This window comes from Enterococcus sp. AZ084, from assembly GCF_051714905.1.
Taxonomy (GTDB): Bacteria; Bacillota; Bacilli; order Lactobacillales; family Enterococcaceae; genus Enterococcus_B; species Enterococcus_B pernyi.
The window spans coordinates 44,373-61,213 of the sequence record NZ_JBIOSS010000003.1 but is presented as its reverse complement, the minus strand read 5'-3'; the positions used below and the strand labels follow the sequence as shown (position 1 = coordinate 61,213).

Sequence of the window (16,841 nt, the reverse complement as noted above, 5' to 3'; positions counted from 1 at the left end):
AAAGCTTCAATCTTTATTTTACTTCGAGCCTGTACAAATGCGGAAGCCGTTGGCGTTTGAAGTGTAAAATCAAAGTAAGAGAGTAATTCACTAGAAAGACTTTGTCCACCGAAAGAGAGAATAATTTTGAGAGTGGTCTCAAAAGATAATTTTCTATTTCGTGAAAAATCAAGCGGAGATTGAGCAAAAATTTCAGGTTGATTTGTAATACCGCGAATTTGATCTTCTAAATTTTGTTTGATTTTATGAGCTGCTTGAAGTGTGGATGAAATGTTGATAGTATTAGACATAAGGGCACCTCCAGAATAAGTAGCGCTATGACGTTGTATTATTGTTAAAATAATTGTATCAAGAGAGTGTCCTTTTACATAGAAAAAATAAAGCAGGGAAACTTAAATGTTTTCCTGCTTTTTGCCTTAACTTAATGACATTGGAGTATACTCTATTGGGTTCCTACCAACTATCTAAACGAGCTTAATTAAGTCAACTCTCCATGAACAATTAACTTAATCAAACTTTAGTTTTCCACCTTTTAGAAGGGTTGCTCTGAAAAATAGTGAATGCGTTATTTGACTGAATCTAGATTTCGTAACGATTTATGACCAAAAAATATTTTCTAAATTACATGGATCAATCAAAAGTATCCAGAGAAAAAATTGCTGTACGCTCTTTTTAATGATTCTTTTTTAATATTCGTTTTTCTAAATTTGCATACCGAAGTGAAAATTTCGATTATTTATTTTGGTGAGAATCTTGTAATATAAGAGATGCAAATAAGGCTTCAAGTTGATCCTTATTTTGTTTAATGATTTGCATCAAAAACCATCGTTTTTTAGAATTTATATTCGCTATTTATATTCTGAAATAGAAAGACTAATTTAATAACTTTTTTAAGACATTTGATTCTATCGAATGTCTTTTTTTTTGTCTCCTTAAAAACGATGAATTTTGAGAAGAACATTAAAGGAGGAGGGAATATGCGAAAAACGGTCGGCCAAATAATCGTTCTATGTTTCCTAATAATAGCGATGCAGTTTCCGTTGCTGGTTTACGGTACACAGGTCCAATCCGTTGAGTCAGAAGGATCGATTGGATTTACCGGGGCCTATGAACCAATCGGTCCGCCAGACCCACCACCTAGCACTAGCCCACAAAAGCCAGACGGTACTTTGCCGAAAACCAATATGATTGATAGCTCACTTGGACTATGGATCGGCAGTTTCTTAGTGGGTAGCGTTTTATTAGCCTTAGGGTACAAAAGAAGAAAAGCAACACAAAAAACAATTAAATGAAAGTAGGAATTTAAGAATGAAATTTATCCGGTTAGCAACTGTAGCTGCATTATCAACAACCATTTTTGCCGGAGGCGTACAAGCCTTCGCCGAAGAAACTGTTCAAGAGAAGGAAACACAAGAAGTTCGCAAAACAACCACTGAGGGTCAAATCACCTTCACGCCAGGAAATGATGACACAGTCGTTGATCCTGGACCGGATGGTCCTGATGTAACTATTCCGCCAGTCACTGGTCCTGATGGAGAAAACAAAGGACCTTTAACAATCGCAACTGTGCCAACAATGAACTTCGGTTCACAAATTATCTCAACTACAGATGAGCATTACAATATGGTCGCTGAAAGACAACAAAAAACAGGAACAACCGGTGAAGAAAATAAAGTTCCTTATGTAAGTTTGGCACAAGTCCAAGACACCCGCGGTACCAATGAAGGATGGGAATTAAGTGTAAGTTTAACAGAATTTGAAGCACCTACGGATACATTAAACAAGGTATTAAAAGGCGCAAAAATCACGTTATTCGATCCGGCCCTACGCTACAGTATCGATGATGCAGCTCAAGCACCGAGCATTCATGCAAGTGGATTGGAATTGATTCCAAATAATGATGCCGTACCGATTATGACGGCAGCTAACCAAAAAGGTGCTGGTACCTCGACGGCTGTTTGGGGAGATCATGATGCGATTGCAAAACAAGTAGAAGATGGCGCAGCTGTTGTAGAGAATGAAGCGATTCAATTATTCGTTCCTGGTTCGACTGCTAAAGATGCGGTAACGTATACCTCTACCTTGACATGGGAATTAGAACTAACACCTGAAAATGACCTTTAAGAAGTAACAATTTCCATGTTCCATTAGTCACTAGCAGCGTTACAGATCTCTGTGGCGCTGCTTTTTTTAGAAAGGATTAAAAAAATGAGACACAAACAAATTACGCAAAGCGGGCTGTGGCTCCTAGTGATACTTTTCCTTTTCTTGCCCATTTCAGCCCAAGCTGAAGAGACGGCCTTAAATACACATGTCACCCCGCTTTTTCCCAAAAGTCAAGTCGATGAAGGTAAAGGGTATTATGAGCTATTACTCGCTCCTGGTCAAAAAGAGACCTTGCAGCTGAAAGTCGGTAATTCCAGTTCAGAACCAATCAATGTCCAGGTGACACCGCATACGGCGTATACCAATACTTTGGGAAATGTCGAGTATGGCAAAGATGCCGAAGAAGAAGATCCAACCTTGGTTCACTCCTTGGATGAACTGATGACTCCTTCGGAGGTCATTACACTCGCAGGAAAAGAAACAAAGGTCATAGACATTCCTTTACAGATGCCTAAAGACGCCTTTGAAGGGTATTTAGCTGGTGGTTTACGAATCACCGAAGTAAAAGAAGAGGAAGAAAGTGAAGCACCAGAAGGAGAAGGGGTAGCGATCAAGAATGAATTTGCCCATGTGGTAGGTGTGGTCGTCAGTAATACCCGAGACTCGGTGCAACCGGAGTTGGAACTATTAGATGTGTTTGCGGATCAATTGAACTATCGCAATGTGATCAGTGCCACGCTACAAAACTTCACGCCCACCTTTGTCAATCAATTGGCGGTGGAAGCTACCGTGAAACGAGCAGGAGAGAGCGACGTTCTCTATGAGGCCAGTAAAGAGAAGATGCAGATGGCGCCCAATTCGAATTTTAACTTTCCGATTTCTTTAGAGGGAGATCGTTTTCGAAGTGGGAACTACGTGTTAGAACTAACCGCAAAGTCGGGAGACAATGAATGGTCTTGGACTCGTGAGTTTACGATCGATGCCGACGATGCCCGTAAGTTGAACCGGGAAGACGTCATGATCGACAACAGTCCCAATTGGTGGATGATCGGTGCGATTATTTTGCTCATTTTAATGCTTGGACTTGTGCTTTATCTGATGTGGCAAAAGAAAAGAGCACGTGAAAGTGAAAAAGAAGGATAGAGAGGAGGATTCTATGAGAAAGCTAATGAAAAAAGGAGTGCTCATTTTAGGAACGACGATTCTTATTCTGCATGCATTCCTCCTACCAGTAGGCATCGTCTATGCGGAAACCACGGAGAAAAAAGAAGAGGCGCAGATACAGGGAGAAGAACAGTTGGAACTTCCATCCATAAAAAACTATCTAGAAGTGGAAGAAGAAAGTGAACCTCGCTTTTCCTTTTCTAACTCTCACCTACAAGGAACGATTGAATCGCCATTAAAAGTGACTTTTTTTTCTGATCAAGAAGTGTCCGAAGCACGAGTATTCTTACCTGAAGAAGCAACGCTTCTCAAAGATCAATTACCAACAGGGATTTCAGTTGAGAAAGGAGAGCAGTCTAATGAATGGATTGTTCAGTCAAAACGTGCGCAAAATACATTTGTTCTTCCATTAGTATTCGATGTGGCTGGGATGTATGAAGTATCTGTGGGTGAATCTTCAGTTGAAATTGAAATTTGTGATCAGGAAGAAACACAAATAGATGAGTCCAATTCAATGGAAGGAAATTCGGACCAAGACGTTGTTACTGAGCATGATCTGGAGCATCAGAAAAATAGTGACACTCAATTTCTTGATATCACACCAAGAAGTTGGAATGTTGATAATTTCCCTTTGCTTATAAGTAGAGGAGACCAATTACTACGTCCGGAATTGATACCTGAAACCTATTATTACGTTCAAGCATCTAACGCTAACATGTCACCGACTGCTAGCTTTTTACGGACATCCGATCGTAGTGCAGCTCGTCGTGAGCGAGTGACAGCCGATAGTTATATTCTTCCTGATATTGTTCAAGACACAACTGGAAACAATCTCGATTTATTTTTTGATGTTTCACAAGCTTCACAGATAGATTTTAGAGACTCGCCTGGGGCTATGTGGTCAACTAGTTATGGAACTAGCGCGAGCATTACTGCAGATATATCATTAAAAAATTCCGATGGTTTGTTACTAGAAGAACCCATATACTTTTATCAGTCCGACAGTGAATATACATTATTCATCAAAAAGGACGATCTTATTGGAATAGTACTCCTCACTACTGGACAAACTCTATCCGTAAGTGAATTTGGGGACTCTTACAGAATTTCTGTACCTAGCGGCATCAGTAATAAAGGATTGATACTGAGAAATGGCGCAGAGTTTCGGGCAACTTCTAGTAATGCACATGGGTTCCGTATGTTTATGAATAGGCCAGCAAATTCTGTAGTTAAGAATTTAGCGTTCGAAAGTTTTCCTATAGAAGGTGGTAATGCTAAGTCAAACAAGACTTCTGTGTTTCAAGGGGAAACAGTGGACATTAGCGCTTCCCCTAATCCGGGCTACCAATTTAGTCGATGGGAGATTGTATCTGGATCAGGTGGCGTAATTGAAGATGTAGAAGCGAGGAACACTAAATTTACGATGGGAAGTTCTGATACCATTCTTCGAGCAGTATTTGAGGAAATTAAATACGAAGTCGTTTTAGAAGCCAATCCAATAAATGGAGGAACTCCGGAAGTAGAGACATTCCAACTATCTCCAGGAGAAAAAACAGTGATTCGTGCAAATCCAAACCAAGCATATGACTTTGTTCGATGGGAAATCATTAATGGAGAGGGTAGTACGATTGACGACCCCTTCAATGCAGTAACAAATGTTACAATGGGAAACGAAGATACTACGATTCGAGCAGTTTATGAAATGAAGGTTGTCTCACCAGTAGATCCGATGAATCCAGAAATTGAAGTCGATCCAGAGAATAAACCTGAGCTTCCTGAAGAACAAGGGACACTGAGTATTGATTTTGCGTCACGCTTTTCATTTGGAACCCAAGGCATTTCTGCGCAGACCAAGCGCTATTATGCACAACCCCAACGCTTGTTGAATGCTGACGGAAGCATCAATGACGCAGAAGAGCGACCAAATTATATCCAAGTCAGTGATCGTCGCCCAAAAGAGGAGCGTCACGGTTGGCAATTAGCAGTTACACAAAATAATCAGTTTACGGATCGTCAAGACAATCAACTTAGAGGCGCACGTTTGTTGCTTAATAACCAACAATTTGCATCTGTCCAAGAATCTAACGAACCAATGCTTCAAAATCAAGACGGGATTGTGCTGATCCCAGAAGAAAAAACGCTTCTTGTGACCGCGCACGATGGTCAAGGAGCGGGGACTTGGATTTATCGTTTCGGCAACAGGGAAAGTGCAGGTGAAAGTGTCGCCCTTGAAGTTCCACCAACGGCGAACCCAAGAACAGCTACCTATCAAACGACCCTTACGTGGGAATTGAGTGCAGTTCCCGACAATTAGTTGAAAAAGAAAAGGGCTGCGGCTCTTTTCTTTTTCTTCACAGAAAGAAAAAATTCAGAATTTATTTTATCATTTAGTCTTTATTACCAAAGACTATGTGTGGAGTAATATTTTTAGGGCTATCAGAAAAAGAGTGCATCATAGCTCAGACTCTGATCAATCAAACTGGCTTTGGACGTCGAATGATCATGTAATACATATAAGTAGAAAAAGATTATTTCGATGAGATGATCCAATTGGTCGGTAATGAAAAAGGTTACCAATTTTCTTTTTTTACGCGAAGGAGGTATTATGATAAGAAAGAAGCACTGATTCATGAAGAAAAGCCTTTTTTTGTTTGTGGATCAGTTAACTACGGGGAAAGAACTGACCATCCTTTATAGATGATTTTAGCGAATCAATTATGTTTCCTAAGCCATATCAAAGTAATGAATCAAGTCCCAAAAAGGGTACGCACAGGAAGGTTTGAATTAACAACTTTGCCCACAAGAGAAACAATCTAACGAACATTGTGTGGTTATTGTGAAGGGAAAAGGAACAAAATGAAAAAGTGAGGGATAGGTATGCGTGAATTACAAATTGCTTTTATTACCAATGCTGAGATTCGACGTTGGATGCGAATCTTGACTATTATTGAACGAGAACACCACTTTACAATCGTGGCCTTGAGTGAACGCTTGATGATCTCGCAGCGAACGATGGTCAAAGATGTTCAAGCAATCAAAAGTTACTTTGGGAAGACCATTGAATTGCTTTCACTGTATAACGGTTTTCATTTTGACGAACGTGACCGGGTAGGATACCAAGAAAAGAAAGAACAACTGTTAGAGAACGAAGTTCTCCTTGATATTGTCGGGACGATTTTTTACGGAGAGCCTATCGCATTAGCTGACTTGGCACACCAGTACAGTTATGCCGAAAGTACGTTGCGTCGGTTTTTAGTGAAAATTGAACCGATCTTAGCTGAATATAATCTAACATTGACCCTTACCCCCGTGAATTTTGTAGGGGAAGAAGCCGACATCCGCAAGTTTTTTTTTGATTTTTATTACAGCAGTGAACAGACCCCCTTTACGATTCGTCCGCCCGAAGGGCTGCATGCATTGGTTCTGGATGAACTATCTAGCAAGCTGGGGGATTATGAGCTGGGGACAGGGACGACCGTTTCTGCTTTTTATTACCATCTTTATATCACGATGGTTCGTGTCAAACAACATCAGTTTATTTCATTGCCTAAGTGGTTGAAGAACGTCGATTATCAGGAAAAAGATTTTCAGCTACTTTATTCTTTACAAGCGAGGATCCATGAGGAATATGAGATCTATCTGCCAAAGGAAGAATTCGCTTGGGTCCATCTATCGATCATTTCCAAGCGAACGATTCATCGAGTAGATCAAGAACATACATTCAGTCAACGATTCAATCAGTGGGATGGCCTTGAACAAGTGGTATCAGATTATCTGTCGGATCCCTTCTTTGCACAATGGGATACCGACACGTTAGGGGAATTTATGACGTCGTTTTTAGTCTCACGTCTGATCAATGAAGCGTTAAGTCCGGTATTGAATAAAGAGTTAGAAGAAGTCCGTATCATGGCCAAGCAAACCTATGGACAGATCCATGAGATCAATTCCTGCTTCTTACAAAAGCATGCACAGACACTTCGCTTTTCAGCAGTGACCTTTGAAGATGTGGCCGTCAGTTTTACGTTATACATGGATATGTTGTTTCATTATTACCAACCCGTCAAGCAGGTTTTGTTTTTACTGGAAGGAGATTATTTGGTGGTGCAATCGATTCGACTGCAGGCCCAGGAGCTCTTAGGTAAGCATTACAATTTACTCTTTCTTCCACTGCAGGAATTGACGCAGGAAAGCTTGAATGATGCGCAAATTGATCTGATTGTCACCAACTACCGACCGTACCTTTTGGATTACGCACTGGAAACCGAGTATATCTTGATGAATAGTCTTCCGACGGCGCAAGACTGGACACGGGTCAAACATCGATTGAATCCATTGATCGACCGGATTGTTTTTTAAAAGAAAGAAGGAAAAGAAGCATGACAGGATTTACGACAAAGGAGGCCTATTTACAGGGCTTTCATAAAACTTTTGAAGCAGCAGGAAAACGAAAAAGCCCAGTCCTAAAGGACTATTTACACAGGCAAACGGACCGATTGGAGACCCTCATAGCACAAATCTCTCAAGATAATTTTTGGCAAGTCTGGCCAGAGATCTTAGGGATCGATGCGAAGCTGGGAATTGTTTCGGAAGTGCTTGTCTTTGATAATTTTTCGGATGAGGCCATTATTCGAATGGTTGAAACGGATTACCACACCTATTTCAAAGAATTATGCGGGTATGATCTCAGTATGGAACCGAAACATTCCATAATTTTCAATGTTCTATGATTGTTTAATGGGTAGATCGTCCAAATTATTACGAAAAAGATTTTGTAGAGTGTTCAAAAAATTACATTTTGAACACTCTTTTTGATAAGTATTGTTCCAGAAAAAAATTTTTCAACTCTATAAACACGACTAAATAATCTTTTAGTGAAAAATGTGAGTAAAGCTTCTTGTTCAGATAGGGGTATGATCAAAATTAAAAGTTATTGCTTCTTATTTATTGTTCTTTTAGCAGTTAACGTAATTAGGTTCAGTAAGATATTTTCCTAGAGACCAACAGAGTATGCTTTTTTGTCCGTTCTGTTTATCTGCTGAAAAACTTAATTTAGAAAAGGACATTGAAGTTGAGCAAGAGAAATAAAAGATAAAGTAAGGCTTCTATTGGTTCAAAAATTCATAGAATGTTAATCCAATTTAACAGGAAAGGATAATTATGTATATACATTCTTTCTTGGATGTGTTATACTATGTATATACAGAAAGAGGTGTCTAATATGGAAATGCTACCTATAAAAAAATGGGGAAATAGTAATGGTCTTAGATTGCCAAAGTATATTATGGAATATCTTGGAATTCATACAGAAGACAAAGTGAAGATAATACAAGAAGAAGTAAACGGTCAAAAGCGTCTAATCATCGAAGCTGCTAATTTAGAAAATGAATTAACAATTGAGCAGTTATTTGAAAATTATACTGACGAAAGAAATCATGTGACGATTCAAAACTTAGGTGAAGCAGTAGGTAATGAAAAATGGTGAGAAAGCCTAGACAAGGCGATATTCTATTATTGAATACAGCACCTCGATCTGGACACGAACAAACAGGAAAAAGACCTTATATTGTTTTAAGTCATGATATTATTGCAGATTATAGTAACGTTGTTACAGTTGCACCTATTTCTAGTACAACTAGAAACTATCCGTTATATGTAAATATTAATTCAAAATATGAAATGAAGACAACAGGAAAAGTATTATTAGATCAATTAACGACAATTGATTATGAAGCCAGAGAGTGTATTTTCTTGGAAAAAGCACATGATAGTTTGGTTGATGAGTTATTGATGAAAGTTAGAACAGTATTTCAAAAAGTAAGTAAATAAAATAGAAACAACAGCATGACCAACTATCCGTCGTTGACCATGCTGTCCCCTTTTATTCTATATACAGTTTGTCTCGTAACATTGTAGTCTTTCGCAATCTTAGCAATCGCAACACCCTTTTTAAGATCTTCAACGATGCTTTTATAAACAAGGCGACGTTGGGGATCTTTTGTGTCTGCACTATACAACTTAGGACGTCCTTTGTAAACACCATTCGCTTTCGCAATCTTAATTCCTTGTGCCTGGCGTCGTTTAGATTCTGTACGTTCCTGTTCGGCAATCATAGCCAAGATTTGAATGATTAAGTCTTTGATGAATTTATCCAGGAGAGGATTTCCAATTGCTTCAGCCATGATTGGTAAACTAGTGATGATTAGCTGCACATTTTTCTTTTTAAGGTAATTGACCGATTCAATGATCTCGTCATAATTTCTTCCAAGTCGGTCGATGGCTTCCACGATAAAAATATCTTGTTCTCGGACAAATTCTAAAGCTTCCTGGAAAATTGGTCGATGAGTAATCGTTGCTCCAGATTGTTTCTCAATAAAAATTTTTTCTGCGCCAAACTTTTTCATTTCTTCAATTTGCCGTTGTTCATTTTGATCAATCGATGAGACACGTATGTATGCAACTCTCAAAATTTTTACCTACTTTCTGCAACTATTTAAAATACACCCTAATCATACACTAGAAAACCAGATTTTTCAATGTCATGCCAGTGTCTATTTAGGGTACACTCAAAACAAACACTTATTTGATTTTATACACTATAAAGGTTATTATTATTTGTAAGCTATAAAGTGTATAAAAGGAGACTAATATGTCAGAAAAGAAATATGATTTGCATGACAATGATTTAATGACTGCGACTGAAGCCAGCCTAAGATGGGGATACGATTCAGGTTATGTGAGACAAATGAAGAAAAAGTATCCTAATAAAATACCTGATGGAGAAATTAGATTATTCGGAAAAACTTTAGTAATAACTAGAGATGGCATGGAAGCTTTAACAGGGAAAAAAGAACCGATACCACACTTTTATGTTATAGAAGAAGATAATTGGTCGGTTCAGTCACAGAAAGAAGTTAAAAATTTTGAAGACGGAAAAGAGATACTGAAGCAATTAATACTAAATAATTTAGCATTCGTAAACTTAGACCAAGTTACATTAAAATATATCGATCCAGCTAAGACGAAATTTGGGTTATCCATTCGTCCAGGTAAGAGAATCTATATAGAATGTAGAAAATGACATGCTATTTAGTGTTCATACGATGATTCTAAGGTCATTTAGGATTCATAGGTTATATAGTTGGTCAAACAGGGCGAATTAGAACCTACTTATAATAGTTAATCTAGTTGAGTAAAGAAAAGTCAGACATTTTTGTCTGATTTTTTTCTTTCTAGGTAGTTCCCCTTTACAAAAGCGAACGTATGTTTGTATAATTGTGTTGGAATGGGGGAGATTGTTATGCTTGATTACTCAAATGAACCAGTAAATGATTACTTTTTGATCGATATAAAAAGTTTTTATGCGAGCGTTGAATGTGTTGAAAGAAATTTAAATCCATTAACAACGCCTTTAGTTGTGATGAGTCGAGCAGATAATACAGGGTCAGGGCTTACTTTAGCCGCTTCACCAACTGCCAAAAGTAAATATGGAATCACGAATGTCAGTAGACCTCGTGATTTACCTTATCCTTTGCCTAAAGAATTACACATTGTACCACCAAGGATGAACTTATATATCAAAAAAAATATGGAAGTAAATAGTATTTTTCGGCAATACGTCGCAGATGAAGACTTATTGATTTATTCCATCGATGAGTCGATTCTAAAGGTAACAAAATCGCTGAACTTATTTACGACACCTGGTACAAGAAGTGAGAGACGAAAACAGCTCGCAAGACAGATACAGTTACACGTTTACCGTCAAACTGGTTTGATCGCGACCGTCGGTATTGGTGATAATCCTGTTTTAGCTAAATTAGCCTTAGATAATGAAGCCAAGCATAATAAGGGATTTATAGCGGAATGGACGTATCAAAATGTGCAAGAAAAAATTTGGGCGATTAAAGAAATGACGGACTTTTGGGGTATCGGATCACGCATGAAAAAAAGATTGAATCACATGGGTATCCTGAGTATTAAAGATTTAGCCAATTGGGACCCCTACGCGCTCAAGAGGCAACTAGGGGTTATTGGACTACAGCTCTATTTTCATGCGAATGGGATTGATCGAACGGATATCGCAGAACCGCCAGAACCAACTAAAGAGAAATCCTATGGCAATTCTCAGGTGCTACCGAGGGATTATACGAGGAAAGAAGAAGTCGAGATCGTGGTGAAGGAAATGGCGGAACAAGTGGCTGCACGTATTCGACAGCATAAGTGCAAGACTGGTTGTGTCCGCTTGTATATAGGGACGTCGATCCTGGAATCAAAGTCAGGGTTTTCTCACCAAATGAAAATCCCGCTCACTGATAATACGAAAGAGCTTCAGTACTATTGCCTTTATCTCTTCAACAAATATTATGAAGGACAAGAAGTAAGGCACGTTGGAATTACTTACAGTAAGCTCGTTTATACGGATTCGCTTCAGCTAGATTTGTTTAGTGATCCACAACAACAGATCAATGAGGAAAAACTAGATAAGATTATCGACAAGATCCGACAGAAATATGGATTTACGTCGATTGTACACGCTTCTTCTAAGTTAGAAGGCGCACGTAGTATTACTAGAAGTACATTGGTTGGTGGACATGCTGGGGGCAATGGAGGGCTTAATAATGATTGAATACAATGATCGAGGACGTTTGAAATGGGCAGGCTTTTATCTTTCAGATCACACAGAAAAGATCGATGCCGACGTCGAGCAGCGTGCAAATCTAAACTTGGCCAAAGAACAAATGACGACTGAAGAGATTACGGAAGTATTGAACGCTGCTGTCCTGAAAAGAAAAGTTGTTTGTGTCCAAAAGGAAGAACGTGATACTGAAGGCTACTATCCGGATGATATTAAGGGAGAAATTCATGGGTATGATGAATTAGGCATTTTTATTGGAGAGTATAAGGTCCATTACGATGAAATTCGCCACATTGAAATCCAGGAGTTAGATAAATGGAGTCAGCTATGAATATCATTCAGCAGTACGAATGGCGCTATATTTGCTATGAAGAATTACTAGAGGAAATTTGGGGATATGGGCAACAATTGATGAACGAGGTTGGCGTTGAATGCTTTACCTTTTATGTGGAAGCTAGCGCAGGGTATCATAGTTTCTACTATTATATTGCGCCGTATGAAGAGAGTTAGATAAGTACTGGGATTTAGGGGTCACTGAAACATCCGTACAGAAAATAGCGATAAGGAAAGTCGAATAGATGCTAAATCACCCTTTCCAAAATCTAACGCTATTTTTTTGTTTAGTTGTTTTAGTGATCCCTTTTCTACTGAAAATAAAGAGAATTGATGTGTGATAGAATAAATAGAAAGCTATTTGAAGAAAAAATTTATGATGTGTAGATAATATACAAAAGGAGTAAAAGAAGTGAATCGATCAGAGTACAAACAAATGCTGACAATGAAATATTTTTACGAGGAGAAATTGCAAGAAATCAAAAAGAAACATAAGTCCGATCCGGATTTGTTTCATCCGATTGGTAAGGATCGTTATTGTCTATACTGTGAGAAGTATCAAGAAATACAAGATAAGCTACAGCCTATGGTAAAACAATTAATGGAGTATGAAAAAACACACGAAGTCAAACAACCAGTGATTCAACAGTTGGCTGCAGTCCCCAAAAAGGAAAAGGCGAAGCCAAAAAAAGTGTATCAAGTCTATTCTCTCTTGTTCAAAGATGGTTCAGAATATTTGGTTTATACGTTCGCCCAGGAAACTGGTTGTCGTTTATTAGGAAGACAGATTTCAGAATTAAGTAAGGCTGTTCCGATCTCAAAGGATTATTATTCTTCCATTTATTTAGAACAGGAAGATGGCTCGATTATTTCAGTAGAAGCACGCTTGCAAGAGCATTCGACTAAGAAAAGTTGGTTAGTAGCAGAGAAACAGCAAACGAGAATAAAAGCGACAGGGAATTGTTTTAATGAAAAACCCTTTGAGTATTTGAAATATACTAAAGGACAATACGGCTGTTTGAGAACTTTTTGCGGGAATACGGCGATTAAAAAAACAAAGAAATTCTCGAAAAATGGGAAAGTCGCTTTTGAAACAGCGCGTGGCATGATTGCGATAGAGTACGGACAAATCCTTCTAAAACTCTTTCCAGGCACGTTCATGGTCATTAATGAACAAGAATTTAGCGAATATTTTGTAGAAGACGAATCATTAGTATGGATGAAGAAAGAATAGAAAAGCAAGAAGGGGTTAAGCCTATTTTTTTGATGCCGACATGAGGGATTAGTCCTAGTGAATAAAAGAAGTAGACAATAGCATGGTATAAACGTTAAAATATTATTGCGTTCGCAATAATATTAGGAGAGGTAGGCTCACCCACCATGTCTCGAAATACCTTTGTTTATTCCCACCCAATCAACGTATTTATTATCAAGTATCTAGGAGTTACTGTCGATCAATTCTGTGAGTCCTATGGTTATAGTCAAGGGACTGTCGCTAGTTGGATCACACGGAACCGACGAGTTGAATCACTACCTGCAGGTTTCATTTATGACTTAGGGCTTGCGGCAAGCTTAAACATGTCTGATCTGTATGATAAACTACTACTACTTCAAGAAGATTATGATGCTTATTTGATCAGTAAAGGGAAAAAGAAAAAGAAACATATTGAATAATAAATATTTTAATTTTCCATATAAATAAAAAGGATAGAAAATTTTATATTCTTTTTTATATTTATATAAATTTACGAAACTATAAATCATTTTACTTTAAATCAAAAGCTGTTAAATAACAAAAAATAATTAATAATATGGAAATTTCCCTATTTCCCTTTTTCTATATTAATATTATCATATTTTTAACAACAATCAACTATAAAAAATATAGAAAATTCCCTATTTCTATATTAATAAATAACAAAAAAAGAGACTTTAAATTAGTCTCTTTTTTGTTATTCTTCTTCTGTTAATAACCTAAACCTTTTTTGTTTAGATGTTTCCAAAGTTGGAACATATGAATCAATTAACATTTGTATGATTTCATAATCTGTTTTAGTTTTCGTAATATCTTTGAGAGCAGCTAGTTCACTCTTAGTAGATAGAGGTACTTTTATACTTCCTTTTTGATTCCTAAACTCAATTTTCTTTTTGGCAATTCTATCCTCAGAGCTTTCAGTAAAAGACTGCTTAGGAAGTATATTCCCTTTTTTTCTTTCTAAAGTATTTTGCTTGTTAAGCAATCCTAGTTTTTTTTCTGCCATGATAATCGATCTCCTATTGGTTATTAAATTGGGTTAGACGTTCTAATAATTCATTTGCAACTAGCTCATAAGTTGATAAAACTTTTCTATCATGTCGATCCTGATCAGTAATACCGTTAATCGCAAATCTTTTAATTCTTTCCATTTGAGGTATATATGTTTTAAAAAAGTTTTCTTCACCAAAACTATTTTTAGCACTTTCCAAAATGTATTCATCAACTTTACCATTGTTTTTCATTAAAACTGGTAAAATACCGATTACATCAAGATCTAAGTTATATAAATTAGTAAGCTTTTCTAATTCTTCAACATAACTTTCAGCACCAGTTAAACTATACTCTTGCGTTTGGAGGGATATTAAAACGAAATCAGATGAAGTTACAGCATTTTTGGTAATTTCAATACTCATAGGTGGAACATCCAAAATAATAAGATCATAATTCTTTTTTAATGGTTCAAAATACTTATATAAAAAGAAATCTTCTTCTTGATCGTTCTTAGCGTTTTTATAAACATATTTAGCAAATCCTTCAAAATCAATAAATGATGGAATAAGTGATAAATCCTTTTTAATTAAAACCGGCAAATCTAAAAGAGAACCATCTTTTATTCCTGCCATTAATGTTTTGTTTACAATTGTATCTTCCTTAGGAGAATTAATAAATTTAGTTAACATTAATTCTTTAGTTGCATTTGACTGTGGATCTAAATCTATAACCAAGGTATTAATACCTAAGTTAGATAAAGTATACCCAAGCAAAGTTGCATTAGTTGTCTTACCCGCTCCGCCCTTATAATTTCCAACAGTAATTGTCGTTGCTTTATCATTATATTTATTCCAATTCATGAATATCCCTCACTTTCACTTCAATTATACCACAGGTATAGAAAAAGGGAAATATAGAATTTTCTTTTTTTCTATATTTCCCTTTTTCTATATAGGGAAATTTCTATAACGATAATTATTTTTAAGTCAAAAACCCTAATATATCAGTATTTTAAAACTGTATTATTTAAAATATAGAAATAGGGATAATTCTTTATTTCCCTATTTCTATATTTAGAAGTTTAGAAATAGGGAAATTTCTATACCAAATAAAAATGTTTACTTATTACAAAAAATACTTTATGCTATTTATGAGAATAAATAAGGCTAAAGTATATATAAATCAAAATTTATCGAAAGTAGGTTAAAAATCGTGTCCTCTAAATCTCAATTACAAAAAAACACTATAAAAAATATGGGATATAAAGCAACAGACATTTATATCGAGAAATACTATAAGTTCCCAAGTTTTTTAATTCATAATTCTAAATACTCAAAACTAAAAGATAGCTCCAAGCTTGCTTATATGTTGTTCAAAAATGAATTTAGACGTGCTTTTCATGAAAAATGGATTGATAGTGATGGAATGCTTTACTTAGAATTTACCCAATCAGATTTAATGGAAAAATTAAATTGCTATCAAGGAAAAGTGAAAAGTATTTTAAAAGAGTTGGAAACATTTGGCCTAATATCAATTGTGCAAGGTGAATTTAATCCAAAAACTAAAAAAAATGAAAAAAATAAATACTACTTGTTACAGCCTGAAATAACAGCTGACGATCTCTTTATTCAGAGTGTTCCAAAAGAAAGAGAACAATCCGAGAATACTAACATTGCCACTACTACAGACGAGTCACGAGATGCGGAAATCGCACGTCGAGACAAAATCAGTGAAACCGTTGATAATACTGGGAATGCGAAAATCGCACATCGTAAAAATAGTGCGGAAACCGTTGATAATACTGGGAATGCGAAAATCGCACAAGATTATTATATTAAAGAATCTTTAGACACTAATAGACACAATATAGACACAGAGAAAGACCACCTACAAGATCAATTATTGCTAGATAATTTTGAAACAATCATGAAAGACAATAGTATTGCCACGTTTGTCCCTGACCGAGTACTAAGTTTGATTAAAACATTCTCGTCTAGTTACAGTGAAGCTCAAAAGACCGTTCAGACAATCCATAACGCAAAAGCAAAATCAGAAAAAGATACTCAGACTAAAATTATTTTTGAGGATCTAGATATTTATGGGCTTAATGCCGAGCAAGAATTATATCAAACTCTTTTAAAAGCCTATCAAAAACAGAAAACAGAAAAAGTTGAAAATATTCAAAATCTAATCTTTGTTTACGTTAAGAACTGGTTTATGGAAAATCCGATTGCTGCAAAACAACAAGCTGAATCAAGCGAAAAATTACCGAAAGTCCCTTTGCATGATTGGCTCAACGAAGGTTAAAATCAGTCGTGATTATGGGAATTGTCTAGGTGTGTCTCAGCGTAGCTGATG

18 protein-coding genes and 1 pseudogene are annotated in these 16,841 nt (G+C 36.6%); 15 read left to right on the top strand and 4 right to left on the bottom strand.

The genetic code is table 11. From position 1 onward, the window contains the following. Positions 1-290 (bottom strand): annotated as a pseudogene (locus IGI79_RS14675) (IS4 family transposase); the annotation flags it as partial. Positions 291-977: 687 nt separating this feature from the next. Here IGI79_RS14675 and IGI79_RS14670 point away from each other — a divergent pair. The 8 genes from IGI79_RS14670 to IGI79_RS14635 all read left to right on the top strand — a co-directional run bounded on the left by IGI79_RS14670 (position 978) and on the right by IGI79_RS14635 (position 9,096). Then, complete coding sequence (locus tag IGI79_RS14670; RefSeq protein WP_347082644.1) at positions 978-1,292, top strand: LPXTG cell wall anchor domain-containing protein; 315 nt, start codon at positions 978-980, stop codon at positions 1,290-1,292. A gap of 16 nt (positions 1,293-1,308) precedes the next feature. Then, entirely contained in the window at positions 1,309-2,124 is an 816-nt protein-coding gene (locus tag IGI79_RS14665) for a WxL domain-containing protein (RefSeq protein WP_347082642.1), read from the top strand. An 84-nt stretch (positions 2,125-2,208) separates the two neighbouring features. After that, positions 2,209-3,249, top strand: coding sequence for a DUF916 and DUF3324 domain-containing protein (locus tag IGI79_RS14660; RefSeq protein WP_438840846.1), 1,041 nt, complete (start codon positions 2,209-2,211; stop codon positions 3,247-3,249). 13 nt (positions 3,250-3,262) lie between these two features. Further along, positions 3,263-5,584 carry a WxL domain-containing protein gene (locus IGI79_RS14655; protein ID WP_438840847.1) on the top strand — a complete coding sequence of 774 codons (2,322 nt, stop codon included), beginning with the start codon at positions 3,263-3,265 and terminating at the stop codon, positions 5,582-5,584. 563 nt (positions 5,585-6,147) lie between these two features. Then, entirely contained in the window at positions 6,148-7,626 is a 1,479-nt protein-coding gene (locus IGI79_RS14650; protein ID WP_438753825.1) for a helix-turn-helix domain-containing protein, read from the top strand. 20 nt (positions 7,627-7,646) lie between these two features. Continuing rightward, entirely contained in the window at positions 7,647-7,997 is a 351-nt protein-coding gene (locus IGI79_RS14645; RefSeq protein ID WP_438840849.1) for a DUF7006 family protein, read from the top strand. A 491-nt stretch (positions 7,998-8,488) separates the two neighbouring features. Next, positions 8,489-8,752 (top strand): AbrB/MazE/SpoVT family DNA-binding domain-containing protein, encoded by a 264-nt coding sequence (locus IGI79_RS14640; protein ID WP_086311655.1) that lies wholly within the window; start codon positions 8,489-8,491, stop codon positions 8,750-8,752. Then, entirely contained in the window at positions 8,746-9,096 is a 351-nt protein-coding gene (locus IGI79_RS14635) for a type II toxin-antitoxin system PemK/MazF family toxin (RefSeq protein ID WP_077151823.1), read from the top strand. Before IGI79_RS14640 ends, IGI79_RS14635 begins: the two co-directional genes overlap by 7 nt. Positions 9,097-9,119: 23 nt before the next feature. On the opposite strand, the gene IGI79_RS14630 is transcribed toward IGI79_RS14635, so the two are convergent. After that, the gene (locus IGI79_RS14630; RefSeq protein ID WP_430608522.1) at positions 9,120-9,734 is read right to left on the bottom strand and encodes a recombinase family protein; all 615 of its coding nucleotides are present in this window, start codon (positions 9,732-9,734) and stop codon (positions 9,120-9,122) included. Positions 9,735-9,916: 182 nt separating this feature from the next. Here IGI79_RS14630 and IGI79_RS14625 point away from each other — a divergent pair, with 182 nt between their 5' ends. The 6 genes from IGI79_RS14625 to IGI79_RS14600 all read left to right on the top strand — a co-directional run bounded on the left by IGI79_RS14625 (position 9,917) and on the right by IGI79_RS14600 (position 13,909). Beyond that, the gene (locus tag IGI79_RS14625) at positions 9,917-10,348 is read left to right on the top strand and encodes a helix-turn-helix domain-containing protein (RefSeq protein WP_438846117.1); all 432 of its coding nucleotides are present in this window, start codon (positions 9,917-9,919) and stop codon (positions 10,346-10,348) included. Positions 10,349-10,567: 219 nt separating this feature from the next. Continuing rightward, complete coding sequence (locus IGI79_RS14620; RefSeq protein ID WP_438846116.1) at positions 10,568-11,893, top strand: Y-family DNA polymerase; 1,326 nt, start codon at positions 10,568-10,570, stop codon at positions 11,891-11,893. After that, positions 11,886-12,233, top strand: a complete 348-nt coding sequence (locus tag IGI79_RS14615; protein ID WP_438846115.1) for a hypothetical protein — start codon at positions 11,886-11,888, stop codon at positions 12,231-12,233. Before IGI79_RS14620 ends, IGI79_RS14615 begins: the two co-directional genes overlap by 8 nt. After that, complete coding sequence (locus tag IGI79_RS14610) at positions 12,230-12,412, top strand: hypothetical protein (protein WP_438846119.1); 183 nt, start codon at positions 12,230-12,232, stop codon at positions 12,410-12,412. Before IGI79_RS14615 ends, IGI79_RS14610 begins: the two co-directional genes overlap by 4 nt. 235 nt (positions 12,413-12,647) lie before the next feature. Further along, positions 12,648-13,469: a hypothetical protein gene (locus tag IGI79_RS14605; protein ID WP_438846114.1), complete on the top strand. Its 822-nt coding sequence runs from the start codon at positions 12,648-12,650 to the stop codon at positions 13,467-13,469. Positions 13,470-13,615: 146 nt separating this feature from the next. Then, positions 13,616-13,909, top strand: a complete 294-nt coding sequence (locus tag IGI79_RS14600) for a type III secretion system protein PrgN (protein ID WP_438846113.1) — start codon at positions 13,616-13,618, stop codon at positions 13,907-13,909. A 278-nt stretch (positions 13,910-14,187) separates the two neighbouring features. Here IGI79_RS14600 and IGI79_RS14595 read toward each other — a convergent pair whose 3' ends face one another. Together IGI79_RS14595 and IGI79_RS14590 are read right to left on the bottom strand one after the other, a co-directional pair. After that, positions 14,188-14,496, bottom strand: a complete 309-nt coding sequence (locus IGI79_RS14595) for a hypothetical protein (RefSeq protein WP_066026107.1) — start codon at positions 14,494-14,496, stop codon at positions 14,188-14,190. 13 nt (positions 14,497-14,509) lie between these two features. After that, entirely contained in the window at positions 14,510-15,343 is an 834-nt protein-coding gene (locus IGI79_RS14590; RefSeq protein WP_066026106.1) for a ParA family protein, read from the bottom strand. Positions 15,344-15,695: 352 nt separating this feature from the next. Between IGI79_RS14590 and IGI79_RS14585 the strand changes: the two genes are divergently transcribed. Next, complete coding sequence (locus tag IGI79_RS14585) at positions 15,696-16,790, top strand: replication initiator protein A (RefSeq protein ID WP_438846112.1); 1,095 nt, start codon at positions 15,696-15,698, stop codon at positions 16,788-16,790. Positions 16,791-16,841 lie beyond the last annotated feature (51 nt).